Here is a 17,826-nt window from a genome sequence, read left to right as displayed (position 1 = left end):
CGAAGGGCGCAAAACGCGCCCCTCGCATATCTTTTAATAATCAGCTACCGCGCATCTCGTCAAACCAATGACGACACTGAAGCCAATCAATCTGCTTACAAAGTTTTCATATAATCCACGAGGTCCCAGCGCTGCTCGTCGGTTAGCTGTGCATTTCCATAATCGTGACCTCCGTTCAAGTTTCCTTCCACCGTAGCGTCGAAACGGAATGTGTTCTTACCGCCGGCGGTGCTGACATAGCCCACTTGAACAGGATCAAACTCAATGCCACCGGTATAGAAGGTCTTCGGGCGTTCTTCGGGGGGCAACAGGAGGTCATAAAGCGTGGGTATCGAACCATTGTGCAAGTAAGGCGCCGTCGCCCAAATGCCATTGAGCGGACGTCCCTTGTAAGCCATGCGAGGGTCTGCGATGTTCAGGCAAGCTTGCTTGCGAGCCGCTACGTCTGTCGGGAGTTCGCTGGGCTCCACCGTCTGCGGGAAGAAGGGAGGATCGCTCAGGCCAAAAGCCTGCACCAAAGCCACGGCAATATTAATCGGCCCCTGAAAAATAGTATCTACAATCACTGTCGCCTTCTGAGCCAGAATCGCCTGCAGAGGTTGCATGATCAGCAGGTCGGCAGAATAAGCTCGATTCCCAAGCAGGGTATTGAGCGGTGCAACCGAACCGGTATTCTTGAACGGACTGACGTACATGCCTTTCATGACACCAGTATTGGCCGTAGTGGTCACTGTATTGCAGGCCATCCACGGATCCGTGCCAAGACCAGGTTTCCCGTCATTAGGAGCCAGATAACTCATTGACACGTTCAGTTTTGTGGCCAGATCGTTGCGATCCAAAGGCGTATGGCATCCGGCGCACTCCTGCGCGTACAACTGACGCCCCCGCTCCACGCGCGCCGGATCAGGCGCGGGCCAGCTGGTCGGCCAGGTTGGCGCTTTCAACGTGTAGAGGCTCTCCTCCAACGCGATCAGGTTCGGGATATTGATACTCGAGTAATAGCCGGGCGAAAGGAGACCGTCCATTCCGCCAAACGGCAGCGACGTGACATTGATATCAGGAAACACACCGAGCACTTCGCCGGCGTTGCGAGCCAAGGCAGCAAGGTTGATCCCACCAAGCCATATGTCATTGGGAACCACACCATTCCACTGCACTTTGTCCTGCTGGTGGGAGTTCCACAAGAACGGATAATTGACTGGCGCTTCTGGCCCAGTATTCAACGAGGGCAATGTGCCATGAGCCTCTGCTGTCATCCGCTTGTAGATTAAGCCGATTGCATCCAGTCGTCCGGGACCGGCTTTCCTCGGATCTATCCCGGCCACATCATAGACACTCTTAACCTTGGACATGTAAGTCGCTATCGAGTTTCTGAGCATCTGCCGGTTCTCGGGCGTGTCTCCGCTTCCCGGCAAAAACACGATGTCCTTATTCAGAACAGATTTTGCAAATCGATCAAACTTCGCCGGGTCGCTCAGCACAGCCTCAAAGGCACTGATAGCGTCCTCAAACAGAAACTTTGAAAAATCGGCCTGAGTTTGCCCGCCATATACAGTGAAGGAGTTTCCCTTGTAGTCAATCTGGGAAGTATGGCAAAGGCCACAGGTTATTCCCAACCACTTTTCGTTGCTGCCTTGCCATGCCTTCCAACGAAGCTTGGTGGATGTGAACAAAGAATCATCTGCTTGCTCGACCGTCATGCCTCGCGGAAGACGCACGTTCTGCCCTGGCACATCACGCATGACTGCGCCGTACCTTGCCACCGATTCATCCGAGAACAACAGCTCCGTGGAATCCGCGCGTTCCAAGGCAAGTGTCCATGACAAAGGAATCACGCGAGATCCCTGGCTCAGATCAAACCAAGCCGCCTTCTTCGACTCCGTCCATCCCTGGTTCAGATCTTCTGCAGCCTCGGCTTTGACAGCAATCATAGGCAGCATGATTGCGACAGCGACGGCAAAAGCATGAGAGCTTGAAGTTTTGTTCATAGATATTTCCAGATTAATTAAAGGCTGGCGTTTCGATTTTTAAATCGTTGCTAGCGGCACGTGCTCACAATGTCTTGAGATACTCCAAGAGTGCGAGCCGTTGCGACGCAGTGAGCAATCGCCCGAAGTCATGTCCTCCGTTGGAGTTACCTTCCACGGCAGTGTCGAACAAGAAATGGTTATCGCCACCGGAGGCCGCGACATATCCCACCTTGACGGGATCGAACTCACTGCTGCCGGTATAGAACGTAACGGGTCTCTGCTCGGCGGGCAGCAACAAGTCGTACAGGGTCGGCACCGAACCGTTGTGCAGATAGGGCGCGGTGGCCCAGATGCCGTTGAGTGGCCGAGCGATGTAACCGAGGAAGTCGTGATCGGTGTTCAGGCAGTATTCCTTGCGCTGCGCCTTGTCTGCAGAAATCGCTGAAGCAAGCAGTGGAGGCGCCGGGTACGAGGCCGTGCTACCACCGGACTCGAAGGTGCTTGTGTTTGTCGATGCCCACATCGTCGTGGAACTCGATGTCGGCAACGGAACATTTCCAAACAGGATTCCCGCCAGGATCTCTGCCGTACCTGCGGCCATCTCCAGCTTCTTTCCGAGAATGACCTGCAAGGCAACCGTTGGCTGCATGTCCGCAATCTTGGCTTCGGTCCCTACGACTCCGAATTTTGTCGGGGTCCCGATGGGAAGAATCGGAAGTCCGAAGTAATTCCCGCTGGGCGAAGTGAAAGTAAAGGTATTGCAAGCCATCCAGGGATCGGTGCCGATCGGCGCCTCGCCATCGTGGGCCTTCAGCCGTACTTGCTTGAGCTTGAGCGGGGTTCTCAAGTCGTTCCGGTCAATCGGAGCATGGCAACTGGCGCAATTGCTCGCATACAACACCGCACCTTCCGCGAGCGCTTCGGTTCTGATATTTCCGAACACGGCGGAAGGCCACGCGGGCGGCTTCAGCTGCTGGATCAGATCGTCGACGCGGATCAGATTGCCGACGCGAATGCTGGACGCATATCCCTCCAGGAGAGCAAGGGGATGAGTGTTGACGTCCCCGAAAGCACCCATCACGACGCCGACATCGCCGGCCAGATAGCCAAGATCAAGCATATGGCCGTTGGCGTCCAGGAACTTCAGGTTCGGAGCGAAGCCGTTGGACTGCAGCTTGTCCACCTGCATGGTGCGCCACAACGCGGGCACGCTGGTGGGCGCATCCGTCGGGTTGACAGTGAGATTGGCGGCTTTCGAATTGATGGCCAGCTTATTGAGCACCATGCCAGTCGCGTCCATGCGTCCCGGGCCTGGCACAACGTCGTTATGCGAGATTCGCAGCCAGGTTTCCAGTGAGTTGATCCGCTGCGTTACCGCGCTTCTCAGGGCGCTCTTGTTCACTTCGTTGTACCCGGTGCCAAACAAGTTGTCGGGACCCAGAACCGCGCGGGCGAAACGATCGAATTTGGCGGCATCTTCGAGAGCGGCATGCGCCGCATCCAGGGCTTCGTAAATGATCCCCATGCTGTCGGTCATCGTCGCCCCGCCGTCCACCGTCAGGCTGGTCCCCTTGTATGTAAGGTCGACCGTGTGGCAGGCCGAACAATTCAGCCCCACCCACGGCTCACTCGGACTTTGCCAAGCCTTCCAGCGCAGGCGCGTCTCGGCGAGCCAACTGTCATCCTGCACGTCCACCGCCATGCCGCGCGGCAATTGCAGACTGCCGCCCTGCCAGCTACGCATGGGCAGTTTCCAGCGCCTGGCGTTCTCGGCGGACAGGAGCGGCTCGGTTGAGCCTCCCTCCTCAAACGCCAGCAGCCAGGACAAGGGAAGCATCCGCGAACCGACGGAAGCGTCGTACCACGCCTGCCGTTGCTGCTCGCTCCAACCTTGATCGACGACTGTTACGTTCTCCGCCGCGGACAACGGCGAGGCAGTCGCAATCCAAATTGCCAATGCAGCTGGCAGTGCAATCGAAGTAACGTTTCTCACCGTCCACCATGCCCTGTTTAGTTCAACCCGAGTGGACGAATGGATACACACTGTGGCGTATGGAGGACGTGAAAGCCCTCAACAAGGCATGAAATGCAACGGATGTGAGCCTCAGAGCAAGCTTTATTTGGCGCACTATTTCTTATGGAACGGCATCCGGGCCAAGGCTCGGAATACCTCGCCAGCGAATGCTCAGGCGATATGACGTTTTCCAGCCGATGACCCCAGGTTAGACGCCCACCATACGGCCACAGCGAACTGATACAGGTTCGCCTGTTGCCCCACAGCGATGCTCCATGGTCGTCTCGCTTTGCAAACTTCCAGTCAACCCGCAAAAGGGCTGCCGTAGTCTTGATCTCGCTTCAGCACGACCGCATCAACCCTGTAGCCACTACAAGGTCAAGCCATGTCCACCACTTTCACCATTGGCGAGCTTGCCCGGCAGACGGGGACCAAGGCGGAGACCATCCGCTACTACGAGAAGATTGGGCTTCTCGGGGCACCGATGCGCTCGGCCGGCAACTATCGGTCCTACTCGGCGGGGGATGCTCGGCGCCTGCGATTCGTCCGCCGAAGCCGCGAACTGGGATTTGCCATCGACCAGATTCGTGAGCTGATAGCCTTCTCCAGCTATGGGGAATCTGATTGCTCCACCGTCGACAACGTGGTCAGGTCCCACGTCCAGGACATCGAGGGCAAGATCCGCGACTTGCAGGCGCTGCGCAGTGAACTCACTCGGATGATCAGCAGCTGCCCCGGAGGCAACATCGCGGAGTGCCGGATTCTGGAGGCGCTTGATGCACCCGATGGCGCCCCATCCGGTTGACCTTGTAGCTGCTCTAAGGTTTAAAACGGCCCCTCTCATCTGGCCGATCTTCCGGCACGCCGCAGAGAGCCCTCGATGCCCCCAAGTTCCCCGCTTCGCCGTCGTCCCTTGGCGATCACGGTCCATCTGTCTCTTCTAGCCTTTGCCCACTCCGCAATTGCGCAAGATGCTCCCACTGATGAGCACGACCACCACGACGAGGATGCTGTCGAACTGGATGCGGTGACCGTCGAGTCGACGCGCTCGGGACGCCGCGTGTCCGAGGAGCCGATTCGCGTGGATGTCATCAACCGGGAAGAGATCGAGGAAAAGCTGCTGATGTCCCCCGGCAATATCTCGATGCTAGTAGCCGAGACCGCCGGTGTCCGGGTGCAAAGCACCTCGCCGGCCCTGGGCGCCTCGAACATCCGTATTCAAGGCTTGCGCGGGCGCTATACGCAGCTGTTGGCTGACGGCTTGCCGCTGTATGGCGGGCAGTCTTCATCGATCGGTCTGTTGCAGATCCCGCCCACGGACCTGGATCGCGTCGAGATCATCAAGGGCAGCGCGTCGGCACTCTATGGACCGGCAGCGCTCGGCGGCGTCATCAACCTGATCACGCGACGGCCACGTGACGAACGTGAGGCCGAAGTGCTGCTCAATGTCACCAGCCGCGGCGGCCATGACGCCACTGCCTACACGGCGTCTCCAATTACCGACACGTGGAGCTATTCGCTTGTCGGCGGTTATCACGAGCAGGATCGCCAAGACCTCGATGACGACGGCTGGATTGACATGCCGGAATATGAGCGATGGACGGTGCGGCCGCGTCTGTTCTGGAATGCGGACAACGGTGCCAAGGCGCTGCTGACCTTCGGCGCCACGAAGGAGGATCGCATGGGCGGCACGCTGGGGAGCAGGCTGATGCCTGATGGCCAGCCATTCCCCCTGACTCAGGACACCACCCGATACGACGCGGGCACGGTCATCGAGATTCCCATGCGTGAAACGGACCGCTTATATCTACGTGCATCGGCGATGAAGACCGACCACACCCACCGCTATGGCGAGGTGGTGGAGGATGACCGTCACCAGACCAGCTTCGCGGAGGCGTCTTATGCCGCAGGGTCCGGTGACACGACATGGCTCGCGGGCGCGGCCGTGCAATCAGACCGGTTCACTTCGCGGACGTTTCCCGCATTCAACTATCGCTATACAGTGCCGGGCGTGTTTGCGCAGATCGAACATACGCTGCGTGAGAATCTGGTGCTCGCCGGAAGCGCACGATGGGACAGGCACAGCAAGTACGGCACACACGTAAGTCCTCGACTTTCCGTGCTGTATCGTCCGGGCAAATGGACCCTGCGCACCTCGCTGGGCCGGGGCTTCTACGCGCCAACGCCGTTCGTTGAGGAGATTGAGGCGGCAGGATTATCGCGCCTCGAGCCACTGAGCGGACTGAAGGCCGAAACTGCGAGGACCGCGTCTGTCGACATCGGGTATGCCGACGGCCCTTGGGAGACCAACGTGGCGTTGTTCGCGTCCGACATCGACCACGCCGTCAGGTTGGCAGCCGCACCTGTGTCACCGGATGGTGTCGAACGCGTCCGGCTGATCAATGTCGAAGGAGTTACCCGCACACGCGGCGCCGAACTGTTGCTCCGCTATCGTTGGCAAGACTTCGTCGTGACCGGCAGCTACGTGTTTACCGATGCAACCGAACCGCAGGCGGATGGCCCAGGCCGGCGTCGAGTACCGCTGACGCCGCGCCACACGGCTGGCCTGGTTGCAATGTGGGAGCAACATGGTCGCGGCCGCGTTGGCATCGAGGCGTACTACACGGGCACCCAGTCACTGGATGACAACCCGTATCGGCGCACAGGACGGCCCTATGTCGAACTTGGTGCGCTGGGCGAGATCACGCTTGGCAAGGCAAGCCTATTTCTCAACCTGGAGAACATCCTCAACATCCGGCAGACCGGCTATCACCCCATGACGCTGCCACAGCGGGCAGCCGACGGTCAGTGGACGGTGGATGCCTGGGCGCCAACGGATGGCTTTGTAGTGAATGGAGGCGTTCGCTTCAAGTTTTAGCGTGTTTCGACAGAGGATCCCCGCCTCGTCGCCGCCGCATCGCATGTCTGCTTCGAGTCGGAAGCGGATTTCGGTGATCTGATCTACGCAGTGGCGCGCAGGTCGACCTCAGCGATGAATCCGTCGGCAAAGATAATCCCCGAGTGGCAAGGCTGCCGGACTTTGACTTGAGCGATGATGAATTGTCACCGCTCATTGGTTCTCCCCTGTGGCCACTGCATCTTGGGCGGGCGGCGCCAACGCCGCATATCCGCTCCCTGCATTCGAGAGTCGTGCATGACATTCAGCCGGATCGAACTTCTGCACAGTCTTCGCCCCTATTGCTGCCCACAAGGCAACACCGTGAGCCCTCCCACGGGTCTACTGCCCTTCCCCCGCGTTATCTACGCTGATCCCACACGGCGTCCTGTCGTGGTCTGAGTCCAACGCCCCGGCGGAGGACCTCGCCTTCAACCGAACCACAACGCTGTCCACCGGGCTTTCCTGCCCTGGCATCGATGTGCCTGTGTCGTGCGATGCGAGCACCAGAGCTGTTCGATTCGGTCGGCAAATCACCCGATCTGCACAGCACCAGCCCCGCATTGCTGCCCGCCAGCCAACCCTTGTGGAGAACCCAACATGTTCAGCCTGGAAAACACTGCAACTCCCGCCACGCCGGTACTCGACGAACTCGTTCCGTCGCGCTACGCGCTGAAGGTGGGCGATATCGAAGTGCTGGTGGTCAGCGATGGCGTGCTGCCGCTGCCTACCCAGATGCTCGGTCACAACGTCCAATCGTCAGAACGCGCGGCTTGGCTCGACAAGATGTACCTGCCACAGGACGCGTTCGACTGGGCGTTGAACGTGATGGTGGTGCACAGCGGCGACCGCACCATCCTGATCGACGCCGGCCTGGGCATGGACCCGGACCTGCAGCTGCCGCGTGCCGGCCAGCTGGTCCGTCGGCTGGGCGCGGCCGGCATTGACTTGGCCGAGGTCACCGACGTGGTGATCACACACATGCACATGGATCACATTGGCGGCCTGTTGGTGGATGGGGTAAAGGAGCGTCTACGCCCGGACCTGCAGATCCACATCGCCGCGTCCGAGGTGGAGTTCTGGAAGTCGCCGGACTTCACCCATACCAACATGCCGCAGGGCTTCCCGGACGCGCTGCGCGCGACCGCCAAGCACTTCTGGGCCGAGTACAGGGGCTACGTGCGCACCTTCGAGAACGAGCGCGAAGTGGCGCCCGGTGTGATCATTCGCTGCATCGGCGGCCATACTCCGGGTCATAGCGTGGTACGCCTGGCCTCCGGTGGTGAAGCGCTGACCTTCGCCGGTGACGCGGTGTTCGCGGTCGGCTTCGAGCAGCCGAACTGGCACAACGGTTTCGAGCATGATCCGGAAGAGTCTGCACGCGTGCGCATCGCACTGCTGAAGGATCTGGCCAGTACCGGCGAGATGCTGGTGGCGACGCACCTGCCGTTCCCATCGGTCGGCCGTGTGTCCGTCAATGGTGATGCCTTCCGATGGGTTCCGGTGTTCTGGGACTTCTGATCCTTGGTTTCGTAGCGGACAACTCATGCTGAAGGCGGTGCGATCCTGGATCAACCACCGCAAACGCTATCATTCGATAGTAGAGACTTTTCAGTGTTACGTTTCCTTCAGTCCACTATCCTTTAAAAACCGACGGGTCTCTGTCGGTTTTTTTTCCACTCAAAGAACTTTTTTTTCAGACTTTTGGAGTTTTTGCACAGGCACCCATCCCGATACGCCGCAATTCTCGAAAGCGCAGCCTGATTGCCAAGGCGAAGACCATTTCACGTCGAGCTTGGCGTGTCCGCATATGGTACGCCTCCCTTCGATTTCGACTCACGATCCGATTCGACGATCTGCACCACAATTCCGGCCGCGGGAATCGCGAAGTGTTCGGCGACCGCGTCCGTGATGGCTTTCATCAGATTCCGCTTCTGTTCGCGGGTACGCCCCGAAAGCGCATAGACGATCACCTCAGGCATCGATGTACTCCGGCAGATAGGGAATTCTTGCCATCAACGGCGAGCCGCCGCGCCATCGCCGCGCATGACGGCTTCGACTTCGCTCAACGACACCATCGCATTGTCGCCGGGCGTGGTCATCGCCAACGCGCCGTGCGCCACGCCCAGGTCGAGCGCGCGCTGCAGGTCGGAGCCGTCGAGCAGACCGTGGATCAAGCCAGCCACGAAGGCATCCCCGCCGCCGACGCGATCCAGGATGTCCAGCTCATGTCGCAACAGCGACCGGCAACGCCGGCCATCGCGCGCATGCAGCACGCCCCCCCAGGCATTGTGCGTGGCCGAACGCGCATCGCGCAGCGGGAATGCGATCAGTTTCAGATTCGGAAACGATTCAAAGACCCGAAGACAGGCAGCATCGGCCGGCGCGGAATCCATCGGCGTGACACGCGCGATGCCGTCGGTCGCCAATCCGAGGCAAGAGGCGAAGGAAAACTCGTCGCCAATCAGCAAATCGCATTCGGCGACGATGGCGCGATTCACCTCACGCGCGGCATCCGGGTTCGGATGGCTGTTCCACAGGCTCGCGCGATAATTCAGATCGTAGGACACGGCAACGTCATGGCGACGCGCATGGCGCACGGCGGCCAGCGCGGTCTGCGCGGTACTTTCGGACAGCGCGGCGAAGATGCCGCCGGTATGCAGCCAGCGCGTGCCCCCGGCACTGAACAGCGCATCCCAGTCGAACGCATCCGGCCCGATCTGCGATGCAGCCGAATGCCCGCGATCGGACACGCCCAGCGCCGCACGCACACCGAAGCCGCGCTCGGTGAAATTCAGACCCACGCGCGTGCTGCGGCCAACCTCGTCGTATTCGCGCCAGAGGATCCGGCTGGTGTCCACACCGCCCTGCAGGATCAAATCCTCGACCAGCATGCCGATCTCGCTGCGCGGCAACGCGGTCAGCACCGCGGTCGACCGCCCGAAGGTCTTGCGCAATCCGCGCGCCACGTTGTATTCGCCGCCCCCTTCCCAGACCCGAAACTCGCGCGCGGAACGGATGCGTGCTTCGCCCGGATCGAAGCGCAGCATCACCTCGCCCAAGGCCACGCAATCCCAGTGTCGGCCGTCCGATGGCGGAAGTGCGAGCACGGTGTCGATCGAGGTCATGGCGCCTGACATCCGAACAGGGACAGATCAATCGCCTGCGCCATCTTGGCGTACCCGGCACGATTCGGGTGCAGATGATCGCGGGTGAGTGCATCGGGCAGTAATTCGGGCCGCGCGGGATCGCGCAGCACCATATCGAAGTCGACGACACCCGCGAAGACGCCGCCCTTTCGAAGGAATGCATTCAACTGCTGTCGCGCCGCTGTCGATACAGGCTCATAACGCTCGGATCCACCGAAGGGCGTGAGCGTGGCGCCGAAAGTGCGGATCCCGTGCATTTGCAAGCGTGTCACGATCTGCCGGTAGCCGAGGATCACATCGTCGGCGCTGCGGCCTGGACGGAAGTCAGGCGCCCCGCTGTGACGGATATCGTTGATGCCTTCCAGCAGAATCACGTAGTCCACACCCGGCAACGACAGCACATCGCGGTCGAGCCGCGCCAGCGCACTGTGGCTACGCCCGGCATCGAGCACCTTGTTGCCGCTGATGCCGGCGTTGAGCACCACATACTGGCCTGGGCAAGCCTGCTCGAGGCGCCGTGCCAGCATGGCTGGCCAATCGCCTTCCGTTCCCAGGCCCGCAGTTGCGCCTTCGGTAATCGAGTCGCCCAGCGCGACGATCGTCTTCGGATCGTTGTTGCGCTCGGCCAGCACCGCTGAAATCACGTTCTGCCGATATTCCAATGGCACATCGTCGGCCACGCTGACTTGGCCCGGTGCCACGCGCAACGCCGTGCGCCGCACCGCCGGACGTGTCGGATCGGGAAAGTGCAGGCTCAGCGCCACTTCGGCGAAAGCGGGCGTGGCGATGGCGACCGGATCGCTCAACAATGCCGCGCCGACCGGGATCACGATCGCATCCCGGCCTCCAAAGCGCACGGGGAGTCGCCTGTTCGGCGCATCGACGCGCCACGCAACAAGATGATCCAGTTTCAGCGGCGCATCGCCCAACTCGTTGCTGATGCGAAAGCGCAGCGCCTTGGCCGAGGTGCCAAGGCGCATGTCCTGGCGTACTGTCTGATCGGCGAACTGCAACGGCGCCTCGGTGGTGCCGTCGCGACGATCGGGCGCCGGCGATGCCGTCCATGCCGGCACCCACACCTGCGCGCCGACGCTGTCCGCCACGATGGCCAGTGCGAGCCCGAGGAGAACCGACGCCATCCATCGCTTGATCGATCCTGCCTGGATTCCAGGCCATGCCATCCTGTCGTCCTCCGCGATGCGGTTGCGAACTTGCTCAGGAAAAGAACACGCCGCCGTTGACATCGACATTGGCTCCGGTGATGAAACTGGCCTCGTTCGAAGCCAGATACACGGCCGTGTCGGCGGCTTCCTCCGGCCGGCCCTGACGGCGCAGCGGCGTGGCATTGGCGACGGCCGTGCGCACTTCGGGTTTGGTGAAGTCGTCGTGGAAACGAGTGGCGATCATGCCGCAGCACAGCGAGTTGACGCGGATGCCACGCGGGCCCAGCTCCTTGGCCGTGGCCCGGGTGAATGTCATCACCGCCGCCTTGGAGGTGGCATAGATCGCGGCGCCCGGACCGCCACCGTCACGACCGGCCAGGGACGCGAAATTGACGATCGCCGCGCCTTCGCGCATGTGTGGTACGACCGCCTGCGTCATGAGGAAGACCGACTTCAAGTTCAAGTCCATGACTTGATGGAAGTAGGCCTCGTCGATCTCCGCCAACGGTTTGCGCGCGACCATGCCGCCGGCGACGTTGATCAGGATGTCGATGTTCTCGCCGAAAGCCGTCCGGGTGGCCGCGACCAGTTCCCCGACGTCCTGGCTGCGCGACACATCGGCGCGGTGCACGATGGCCTGGCCTCCCGCGGCACGGATTCGTTCCAGCGTCTCCTGGGCGCTGGCCTCGTCGTTGGCGTAGTTGATGCAAACCCTGGCACCTGCCGCTGCCAGCTTCAACGAAACCGCGCGACCAATGTCGCGGCCACCACCGGTCACGATCGCTACCTTGTCTTTGAAATCCATGCTCGTGTGCCCTTTTGTTTTCGTGTTTCAACGTTGATCAATCGCGTCCCGCCGCGCGGTCTACTTGCTCGATGCGTCCCGTGATCCACCACACCGCCGCCAGCGACAGCGGAACCAGGGCCGCGACCAGGATGAAAATCGGTGCGAACGACTGCTTCGTCATGACCGGCACCAGCCAAGTGGTGATCAAGGTGCCGCCGACCGCGAACAATCCGCCGATCCCCGCCAGCGAACCGACCGAACTGCCGCGAAACACGTCGCCGGGCAAGGTCTGGATGTTGCCGATCGCAACCTGGAAGCCGAACAGCACCGCCGCGATGGTCAGCACCGCGGCCGTCGGCTCGGCCGCGAGCACCGCGCCAAGCAGTCCCGGCGCCATCACCGCGCAGCCCAGCGTGATGGTCCATTTGCGCGCGCGATGCACGCTCCAGCCGTGTGCGATCAGGCGGCCTGAAAGCCATCCGCCGAACAGGCTGCCCAGCATCGCGCCCACATATGGCACCCAGGCGAAGAGGCCGATCTGCTTGATGTCGAAGCCAAAGGTTTCGACGAGATAGATCGGCAGCCACGACACGAACAGCCACCAGATCGGATCCAGGAAGAAGCGCGCCAGCACGATTCCCCAACTCTGGCGATACGACATCAGCTCGCGCATGCCGAGGGCTTGCTCCGGAAGTTCCGGAGTGTTGGCGGGCGCGGCCGGCGTCGATTTACCGGGAGCCGATCCATCGGGAACTGCTCTATCGAGAATCAACACACGCTCGGCCTCGCTGACCCAGGGATGCTTGTCCGGCCCGGCGCGATACACGATCCACCAGGGCAGCAACCATGCGAAGCCCAGCGCTCCGATCAGCAGGAAGGTGCCCTTCCAGCCGAAGGCAAGAAACAACAAGGCAATCAACGGCGCAGACACGATCGCGCCGATCGATGCGCCGGCGTTGAAGATGCCTTGCGCGAAAGCCCGCTCGCGTGCCGGAAACCATTCCGCATTGGCCTTCACCGCTCCCGGCCAGGCGCCCGCCTCGCTGACGCCGAGCAATGCGCGGAACATGCTGAAGGACAGGATCGAGTGCGCGGCGGCGTGCAGCGCGATCGAAATCGACCACACCGCGATCGACAACACGAAGCCAAGACGCACACCGATGACATCGAACAGCCGTCCGAAGCCCAGCTGTCCGGCGGCGTAGAACAGCATGAACACCGTCACCAGCAGTGCATAGTCCTCCTTGCTGGCGCCAATGTCGCTGGAAATCTCCGGCCACATCACGGCCAGGGCATTGCGGTCGATATAGTTGATCACCGTGGCCACGGCGATCAGGCTGACGATGATCCAGCGCACCGCTGATCGTTTGGTCATGGCGTTTTCTCCACATCGGTCGAACCGGAGCGCGCGGATTGCGCGGCCGGACGGTCAAAGCGCGCCCAAGCACCTTCCCACGCGTAGATCTGGCCGTCCTTCGCGGTCACTCGATGCGTGTTGCCAGGCGCGGGATCGTCCGCCACGGCCAGCGCGAGCGTGTTGCCGGACGTCAAGGTCAACACCACTACCGACGCCCCATCGCCGTGGACGTATGCGATGTCCGCGATGCGACTCTCTGCACCGCGCACGTATTCGGCGGTGCCGTTGTACTCGCCGTGCGGCTCGAGCACGCTGAAGAAAGTCGTTTCGCCGGCGTCGCCCACGCGCTGGACCAGCGCCTGCTCGCGGCGCAGATTGAAATTCGGATCGTGAGCGCCGCTTTCCACCAGCAACGCGCGACTTGGCGTGCTGGCACCAAAGCGGTAGGTGTAGAAACGGCCGCCGAGCAGCCACGACAACGAACGGACTTCGGTCGAAGCAGCACTCTCGGCATCCAGCCAGAGATGTTGATAACCGGCGCGCTTCCCCAGGACCGGGCGGACCTCGTCGTGTCGTTGCGCCTGAAAGCCGACAGTCACGATGTGACCGTTGAAGTGAAGCGGCAGGTCGTAGCGTGCGGGCCTGGTACCTTCCACTCGCAGCAGATCGACGGCCACGGGAAACAACAGATCCGGATGCTGCACAAGCGCCAGCGTTCGCGTGAACACCACGCCCTCATAGGCGTCGCGCATGCGCGCGGAAACGATTTGCGTCTCTGCTTCGACCGCAAACAACCGAGGCTCCGGCGCATGCGCCTCACCACGTTTCCAGTCACCGTCGAAGTGGCTGCGTTCGTTCACCACGAGCGTGTTGTGGGCGATCGTCTGCTTCGCCCAGCTGGTGTTTTCCGGCAGATAGGTTCCACCGGATTTGGCTTCGACGTTAAGGAAGCGCGCGGCGCCGTAATCGGTCACCACGGCCTGGCCGTTGTCGTAGAACAGCCAGTTCAACTTGTCGAAATGGCCGTGCCCCATGCCTTGCGAGGTGTTCTTCATCACCAGCGTCTGGCCGTCTTCTCCGCGCATGCGTAGGATCGCGAGGCCGCCGCGATCGCCCTCCGGACCGTCGCGAAGCATGAGCGGACGGAACGCGAAAGGCTTGGCACGTCCTTCGGCGACACCTTCGGCCACCCGCAAGCCCTCGGGCGTCAGCAGAGTGCGGCCCTGGCGTTGCGCGACCGACAACAGGCGCGTGTCCTGCGTCTGCGCATAGGCAGTGGCGATGCCGGCGACGAGTTCCTCGGTGTCCAGGCCCTTGTCCGGCATGGCGTCGTTGATCGGGAAGAAATACCCGGCATAGCTGGTCTGCACCAGGGTATCGACCGCCTTGAGCAGGACACCGTCCTTGCGCTGGAAGATGCCGCGCTGCGGTTCGTTGCGCTGGATCGCGCCGGCGAAGATCACGAATGGCGCCAGTGCATACCGCTGGTAGTAAGGGCCTTCTGCGTAATAGCCGTCGGGCGAGAACAGCTGATCGACCTGCGCAAGGAAGCCGCCTCGACCATCTTTCGCCAACCCGAGCAGTGCTTTGTCGATCAGATCGCGATCGCGCAGCACGTAGCCGGTCATGCCCACGCCAGCCGTCGCCCAGGTCGCATGATTGTGGATGGCGCTGAAGCGGCCCGGTGTTTCCTCGGAGAGAAAACGCGCCATGCGCCTGAATACATTCTCCTCGATGCGATCGCGATCGGCCGGAGCCAGCGTGTCCCGAATCGCGTCGTAGCCCTGTATCGCATGCACCAGCCACACCGAATCGTTGAGCTGCTGCCAGAACAGGCGGCCATAGGCCTGCTCGCTACGCCGCGCCGGATGCGGACCCAGCGTCGGATAGAGGCGCGCATACTCGAGCAGCATCTCGCGCGCGTAATCGGCATAGGCGCGATCGCCAGTCAGCCGATAGAGCGCGCCCGCCCCTTGCAACGCCAGATAGTTGCGCTTGTGCTGCTCGTGCGTGTAGCCGCCGCCTGGATCCTTCGGCACCGGCACCACCACGCCCTGGGACATCGCCGCGCGCACCAGGCGTTCCACGCGTGCCTGCTCGGCGGCGAACATCGGCGCATGCATCCCTTCGGCCCGCATGCGTCGCCAGTCGCCTTCACTTACCAGCACCGGTTGCGTCGCGTGCTCGTCCGCTGCTGCAGAACGCTCCGCACCCGGCCGGGCATGCGCCCCCGTCACGACAAACGCGAGGGCCAGCCATGTCACGATCGCTCTCATCGCACTACTCCGACCGGCACATCCGACGCGATGGCAGGTGTCTCCACGAACCGGTTTCCTGACGCCAGCAAGACCGGTTCGCCTACTGTCCGCACGAAACGCACGGCGCCGCTGCGTTCGAAGTCGTTGCCGACGAGTTCGGCGTGCTGCACGCCATGCATCCGCAGGCTCGGCACTTCGCCGCCGACGCGATCGAAGCGCGAGCGGACGATGCGCAGCTGCGGCCCGAAGGTACTTTCATCGGTGCCACCACGATACAGATCCACGGCCGGACCACCGATCTGCGCGAAGCGTGAATCCTCGATCGTCACCCGTTCGGCGTTGTAGGTGCCGCGATCGTCGGTCTCGGATGCGGCGGTGAGCACGGAACCGGTGATGTCCCGCACCTCGACCCGGCGCAGTGTCACCGTGTCGGCCATCGTGTCCTTGCCCATTGCGATCACATCGAATGCGCGATTGACCTTCAGGTCGCTGATCTTCACGTTTTCCAGTACCAGCGCGTAGTTCGCCGCGCCCGATCCGGGTCGCGTGCGGATCACTGCGTTGCCCGCCTGATCCGGCGCGGCACTGCCGAAGATCGCCAGGTTCTCCAGTTTCAGGCTGCCGCCCTGCGCGATCTCGAACAACACCGAGCGCGAGAAGAGGAGTGTCGCCTCTCCGCGCGCCGGCCCGGTAACAGTGAGTGGATGCGCGATCGGCAGCACTTCCTCGACGAGATAACGCCCGGCTCCCAGCACGATCCGGTCGCCGACGGACGATCGCGCGATGGCGCGCGACAGTGTTTCTTCGCCCGGCTCGACCCGCAATGTCACGCCTGTATCGAAGTCGATCCCTGCCCTCTCCTTCGGATACCAGGAGACACCGACGTTTTCTCGCGGGATCGGACGCAACTCCGGTCGAGCACCGGCGTCCATGGGGTCTCGCGGGACCTGCAATCCGGTCGCACTCTTTCGCAGGTCCACATGACGAGCGTGCACACCTTCCGGCAATCGCAGCGAAGCTTCGGGACTTTGCACATTGCCGGCGAAGGCAATACCCGACACATCGCCCAACACTTTGACCGGATCCTGCTTACCGACGATCAGGTTCTTCTGAAAATGGCTGTTCACCGGCGCGAGCGAGCGCTCCTCGTCCTTGCCGGCACCGAGCAGGAGGCTGTCCACATCGACAAATGTGTTGCCTTCGATCACCGCGCCGTCGACCTGAGCATAGCGGTTGATCGGCGAATTCGGCACGCCATACATCACGCTCAGCGCGGAAGCGAAGCCGTCGCCACGCAGGCCTTCGAAATAATTGTTGCGCACGATCTGGCGACGATTGATGACCCGCACGCCGCCGGTATGCGGTTTGCCGCCACCAAGGAAGATGTTGTCCTCGACCAGATTGCCGTCGCCATGCCGCAACACCAGCGCGCCCTGCGAACGATGGAAGACATTGCGCCGATAGGTGTTGCCGCCTGACTTATTGGAGACAATCTCCACTTCACCATCGCAGCCCTCGAACCAGTTGTCCTCGACCACGGTATGCGAATCCGACAGCGAATCGTGGCTGGTGCCGACACGCATGGTCTCGCCGCCGTTCGAACCCAGATTGGGTCGCGGCCCGAACCAGTTGTGGTCGATGCGATGGCGGTTGTCCAAGCCCTGCCCGGCATCACGGATCACCACCAGCGTGGTGCCGGCATTGTTCTTGCCGACCAGCTGACCATGGTCGAAGCGATTGTCATGCCCGTACATGGCGACCCAGTGGTCGGATTGGCGGCGGTCGGGATTGTTGAAACGATCGATCACGATGCCGGTGGCGCGGCTGTGGTTGGCGCGCGCCTCCGGCGAGCGGCGAAACGAGAACACTTCGCCGGTCGGCGACCAGCCATCGCGGAAGACCAGGTTCGACACCACCAGATATTCGCCGGCCATGCGCAGATTGGAACGCCCCGTCAGTACGACCTTGCCCGGCGTCTGCGCGGTGAGCGTGATCTGGCGATCGGCCGTGCCCTTGCCGGTGAACAGGGCCTGGAAATCTCGCCATTGCCCATCGGCCAGCACCACCGTGTCGCCCGGCCGCAGGTCACGCACGGCCCGGGCGAAGGCCGCCGGATCGTGGACCAACCGCTCGCCGGCCATTGCCTGCAAGCCAACAACGAGCAAGAGCATCCCGGCGATCGCGGCCGCTTTCAGCCTGCACATGCTGCCTTTTCCCGATTCGCCGATCTCA

General features: G+C 61.8%; 12 protein-coding genes. 3 read left to right on the top strand and 9 right to left on the bottom strand.

Features of this window, described 5'->3' with window-relative positions:
• Window positions 1–95: 95 nt before the first annotated feature.
• Both AC1RNP_RS14470 and AC1RNP_RS14465 read right to left on the bottom strand, forming a co-directional pair.
• Complete coding sequence (locus tag AC1RNP_RS14470) at window positions 96–1,988, bottom strand: di-heme-cytochrome C peroxidase (RefSeq protein WP_493051974.1); 1,893 nt, start codon at window positions 1,986–1,988, stop codon at window positions 96–98.
• Between the two features lie 64 nt (window positions 1,989–2,052).
• Window positions 2,053–3,963: a di-heme-cytochrome C peroxidase gene (locus tag AC1RNP_RS14465; RefSeq protein WP_493051973.1), complete on the bottom strand. Its 1,911-nt coding sequence runs from the start codon at window positions 3,961–3,963 to the stop codon at window positions 2,053–2,055.
• A gap of 406 nt (window positions 3,964–4,369) precedes the next feature.
• Here AC1RNP_RS14465 and AC1RNP_RS14460 point away from each other — a divergent pair, with 406 nt between their 5' ends.
• The 3 genes from AC1RNP_RS14460 (at window position 4,370) to AC1RNP_RS14450 (ending at window position 8,401) form a co-directional block, all read left to right on the top strand.
• Entirely contained in the window at window positions 4,370–4,789 is a 420-nt protein-coding gene (locus AC1RNP_RS14460) for a MerR family transcriptional regulator (RefSeq protein WP_493051972.1), read from the top strand.
• A gap of 108 nt (window positions 4,790–4,897) precedes the next feature.
• Window positions 4,898–6,862 (top strand): TonB-dependent receptor plug domain-containing protein, encoded by a 1,965-nt coding sequence (locus AC1RNP_RS14455; RefSeq protein ID WP_493051971.1) that lies wholly within the window; start codon window positions 4,898–4,900, stop codon window positions 6,860–6,862.
• Window positions 6,863–7,480: 618 nt separating this feature from the next.
• Window positions 7,481–8,401: an MBL fold metallo-hydrolase gene (locus AC1RNP_RS14450; RefSeq protein WP_493051970.1), complete on the top strand. Its 921-nt coding sequence runs from the start codon at window positions 7,481–7,483 to the stop codon at window positions 8,399–8,401.
• A 263-nt stretch (window positions 8,402–8,664) separates the two neighbouring features.
• Here AC1RNP_RS14450 and AC1RNP_RS14445 read toward each other — a convergent pair whose 3' ends face one another.
• The 7 genes from AC1RNP_RS14445 to AC1RNP_RS14415 all read right to left on the bottom strand — a co-directional run bounded on the left by AC1RNP_RS14445 (window position 8,665) and on the right by AC1RNP_RS14415 (window position 17,798).
• Window positions 8,665–8,862, bottom strand: coding sequence for a tautomerase family protein (locus AC1RNP_RS14445; RefSeq protein ID WP_493051969.1), 198 nt, complete (start codon window positions 8,860–8,862; stop codon window positions 8,665–8,667).
• 33 nt (window positions 8,863–8,895) lie between these two features.
• Complete coding sequence (locus AC1RNP_RS14440; RefSeq protein ID WP_493051968.1) at window positions 8,896–10,008, bottom strand: sugar kinase; 1,113 nt, start codon at window positions 10,006–10,008, stop codon at window positions 8,896–8,898.
• Window positions 10,005–11,168: an SGNH/GDSL hydrolase family protein gene (locus AC1RNP_RS14435; RefSeq protein ID WP_493051967.1), complete on the bottom strand. Its 1,164-nt coding sequence runs from the start codon at window positions 11,166–11,168 to the stop codon at window positions 10,005–10,007. Before AC1RNP_RS14435 ends, AC1RNP_RS14440 begins: the two co-directional genes overlap by 4 nt.
• Window positions 11,169–11,244: 76 nt before the next feature.
• The gene (locus tag AC1RNP_RS14430; protein WP_493051966.1) at window positions 11,245–11,997 is read right to left on the bottom strand and encodes an SDR family NAD(P)-dependent oxidoreductase; all 753 of its coding nucleotides are present in this window, start codon (window positions 11,995–11,997) and stop codon (window positions 11,245–11,247) included.
• A gap of 37 nt (window positions 11,998–12,034) precedes the next feature.
• Entirely contained in the window at window positions 12,035–13,354 is a 1,320-nt protein-coding gene (locus AC1RNP_RS14425; RefSeq protein ID WP_493051965.1) for an MFS transporter, read from the bottom strand.
• Window positions 13,351–15,612 carry an alginate lyase family protein gene (locus AC1RNP_RS14420; protein ID WP_493051964.1) on the bottom strand — a complete coding sequence of 754 codons (2,262 nt, stop codon included), beginning with the start codon at window positions 15,610–15,612 and terminating at the stop codon, window positions 13,351–13,353. Before AC1RNP_RS14420 ends, AC1RNP_RS14425 begins: the two co-directional genes overlap by 4 nt.
• Entirely contained in the window at window positions 15,609–17,798 is a 2,190-nt protein-coding gene (locus tag AC1RNP_RS14415; protein WP_493051963.1) for a polysaccharide lyase 6 family protein, read from the bottom strand. Before AC1RNP_RS14415 ends, AC1RNP_RS14420 begins: the two co-directional genes overlap by 4 nt.
• Window positions 17,799–17,826 lie beyond the last annotated feature (28 nt).

The organism is Luteimonas sp. GW821-FHT14E02, assembly GCF_058803905.1.
This window is presented reverse-complemented; position numbering and strand designations above follow the sequence as displayed.